This is a genomic window from Pseudanabaena sp. 'Roaring Creek', from assembly GCF_001402795.1.
GTDB lineage: Bacteria > Cyanobacteriota > Cyanobacteriia > Pseudanabaenales > Pseudanabaenaceae > Pseudanabaena.
The window spans coordinates 1-3,388 of the sequence record NZ_LIRE01000552.1 but is presented as its reverse complement, the minus strand read 5'-3'; the positions used below and the strand labels follow the sequence as shown (position 1 = coordinate 3,388).

Genomic DNA, 3,388 nt, shown 5'->3' with positions numbered 1-3,388 from the left:
TCCTTACCATATAAATTCTTTCCTTTTTAGGACTGCCAATTATCAGGAAATAAACCCCAAAGAGAGTTGCCGCGCAGAGCGCGGCAACTCTCTTTACAAAACTGGCGGCAGCTATAACAAGCCTGCTTGGGCTAATCCTAAAATCAAACCAGCTCCGAGAACATGACCAAAGCTAGTAACTGCGAGTAATTCTGGCAAACCAAAACCTGCAAATAGTCCTGGAAGTTCTACAGGTAAGCTAGGGCCAACACCCTTGACTTGGATACCATAGCGAGCAACAACTAATGCAAATACATTAGCGGTAATCATAATCAGAGCTACGCTGGGAGACCAGACTGGGGTTGTAGGTACGGCTGCTAATAAGTTCAGAGCTAGGTATGTCATATTTTTTTGCTTAAGTTTAATTACTTATAAGAATTTTTTAATCAAAATAATCCTATGAGGTAATCAGACATCAAAAAATTCTTCTTAAGCTAAATTTATTAAACTTAGCAATCGTTTACAGTTCTTCTCTTATATCAATTAACTGAAGTTCACTGAAGCGAGCTAACACTTCAGTTAATTAAAAGACAAATCCAGTAAGCTTTTGAGATTTCAAAAATAGCAACGCCATTTTGGGAATTGGTACAACTGTTTTTGCTAAGTATAGCAACGTAATCCCAAAACACAAGGCTACGCCATTTTGTGTGTTGAAAACCCTTACTGGGTTTGGTTTTTAATTCACAAAAGTGCTGTAATTATCATGCAGCTACCATGCATCAATAATTTTCAGCATGGTTTTTTCCGCAATTCCCTCAACCTTGGTGATATCGAGGATTGATTGGAATTTTTGATCGGGTTGCTGTAACCTTAGTTCGTAAATCGGTCTAGCAAACTTTTTACTTCTGGATTTTAATAGCTTATATTCTAAATCGCCAAAATTTAACGTATTCAATTCCCTAAGAACTTCGATTACTTTCGGGTCGCTTTCCTTGATAGCGGATTTTGTCGGAGATGATCCTGATGATCGAGTCTTGGGTTGATTCGTTCCTGTGGATTTACTTTTCTTGGTTACAGTTTTCAAAGTAGTCTCCATGGGAGGTACTGAAGGTTCGGTAATCTGATTGACTGAAGGAGTAACTGAAGGAGTAACTGGTGCTGATAATAGCGATCGCTTGATCTCCGATAAATGCATGTCCAACTGTTGTGATATCTGGTTGGTGATTTGCTTGGACATGGCTTGAAAGCTCGAACCAATTTTTTCTTCGACTATGCGCTCAATAGTGGCAGCGATTTTTTGGTCTAAGCGATTGGCAATGGCTCTTTCTATGGCTAATTCTATTGTTTGTTCTATTTGGTCTAAATCGGATTGTCTTTCGTTCGAGTTAATTGGTAAGGAATCTGTCTTTTCGTTAGCAGATGGAGTGGATAGCGATCGCAGAAATTGGTACTGATTAAGAATCGCTAATTCGCGATCGGGTGGAACTACATAGGCGCGAATGGCTGTGAATTGATCGTCTATTTCCTGTGCTTTCATCGCTGCATAATATTCACAATAGCCTTCCAAAATCTCAAAGGAAATAGGTGAGATCCTCCTTAGTATGATTGGTCGAACTGTGTCCCCGACTTCTAAAAATAGCTGCGCGAGACGATCGATCTGACTGGCAGGAAATTGCAGTTGACCTTCAGTTAATGGTGGTGCGATCATATCAAGATCGATCGAAGATGTCAGAAGACTCATGGGCGCATTCCTATCTTATTGAGAACCTCATTGGCGAGTTCTTCAAATTCAGCAGCCGATATGGAATCAGGCTTAAAGTCGAAAATAGATTTGGGGTCAGGAGTTTGAATATCTCCTTCGAGTATGAAATTATCAACTGCTCGCGATAAATCTTCCCGTTGAAAAATGCGAGTTTCTAGAACTGGAAATCCATAGCGTTCTGCGATGACCTTTTCCTGTTTGGGAAGTGTTGCCTTAATATAATTAGCATTTGTGAGTATTTTAGAAGGCAAGACCCCCAACACCTTGATTCCATTTCGGTTGGTATAACTGCGAAATTCATCAATCTCTTGAATAAAGTTTCGGACATTACGCAAACCTTCATTCGCAAATGGTTTTAGATCGGAAGGAATGATTAAATAGTCACAGGCGATTAGGGCGATTTTGGCGTATAGATTGAGCGATGGGGGGGTATCAATTAAAACCACATCGTATTGATCCCTCACAAGTTCCAATTTCTTGACCAATTGAAATTTAGAACTCTCTTGATCGATAAGGGTGTTTTCTTGCCAGATCAAATTGATATGGGCGGGAATGACATCTACTGCAGGATAGGTAAAACTCCCTTTTAAGGCAATATCAGGAATGTAATTGGAGCGGGGATAATGGATGACATTGTAAACATTGCCATCTTTGAGCATATCATCGTCTTCATTGTCAAACTTCATTAACCCTGCCGCATAGGTAGTATTTGCTTGGCTATCAAGGTCAATAATCAATACCTTTAATCCTTTCCGACTCATGGCTGCGGCTAGATTAATCGTTGTTGTGGTTTTACCGACACCGCCTTTATTGTGATAGATTGCGATCGTTTTCATGGTTATAGGTTCTGAAGTTACGAGTGAAATAGGTTCCGAAGGTAAAGTTATATTCTTAATTGGAATCGGAAAATCAATCGATGATTGGGATTGACTAGTTTCTAGTCCTGCTAATTTATCTCTACCAATGATATCTTTGATTTTCGGTATTTTATCAGTTATTTCTAAGCCTTGACATTGAAAAATTAGATTTATCCCATCGCCATCAAGTTCATAAATCCGAAAATCTTTGCCATTAGTTAAAACTCCATAGAGAACTTGTAGATTGCTTAAATAACGCCTAAGACGACGCACATGAAAATTGAGGTTTTGTTTAGGATGTTTTGCCTCCATTACCACGCATATTTTGGGGAATGCTTTGGGGAATGAGTCGGAGCTAGTGGGGATAATTGGGGAAATTAATGCTAAAAAATCTAGACGAATACTACCTAGAGCAACTTCCTGATGCCACGTACTCGCATCGTAACCCAGTATGGGCAAAAGATACTGCACAATTAATTTACTTTCAACTTCACTTTCGTTACGACAAAGCTTAGGATTAAAACTCACGATCTAAATATGATGCTTTTCTGATAATTTTAGATCAAAAGTGATCCTCTTTAATTTTTTCTGGGGTTTTATACCAATTTCCAAAAGTGTGGCTACACTTTCGGAAATTGAAAACCAAACCCAGTAAGGTTTTTAAAAACACAAAATGGCTACGCCATTTTGTGTTTTGGTATTATAGCAATTCCAAAAATGGCAACGCCATTTTTGGAATTGCTATAAAGTCTCACTGGGATAATTTTGTAATTCACTGAAGTGTTATAGC

At 38.8% G+C, this 3,388-nt stretch carries 3 protein-coding genes; all 3 read right to left on the bottom strand.

Annotation, left to right across the window (positions count from 1 at the left end):
- Positions 1-111: 111 nt before the first annotated feature.
- The gene (gene psaK / locus AC805_RS16245; RefSeq protein ID WP_055076387.1) at positions 112-384 is read right to left on the bottom strand and encodes a photosystem I reaction center subunit PsaK; all 273 of its coding nucleotides are present in this window, start codon (positions 382-384) and stop codon (positions 112-114) included.
- Positions 385-748: 364 nt separating this feature from the next.
- Positions 749-1,720, bottom strand: a complete 972-nt coding sequence (locus AC805_RS16240; RefSeq protein ID WP_055076386.1) for a hypothetical protein — start codon at positions 1,718-1,720, stop codon at positions 749-751.
- Positions 1,717-3,126, bottom strand: a complete 1,410-nt coding sequence (locus AC805_RS16235; protein WP_055076385.1) for an AAA family ATPase — start codon at positions 3,124-3,126, stop codon at positions 1,717-1,719. The genes AC805_RS16240 and AC805_RS16235 overlap by 4 nt, the downstream gene beginning before the upstream one ends.
- Positions 3,127-3,388 lie beyond the last annotated feature (262 nt).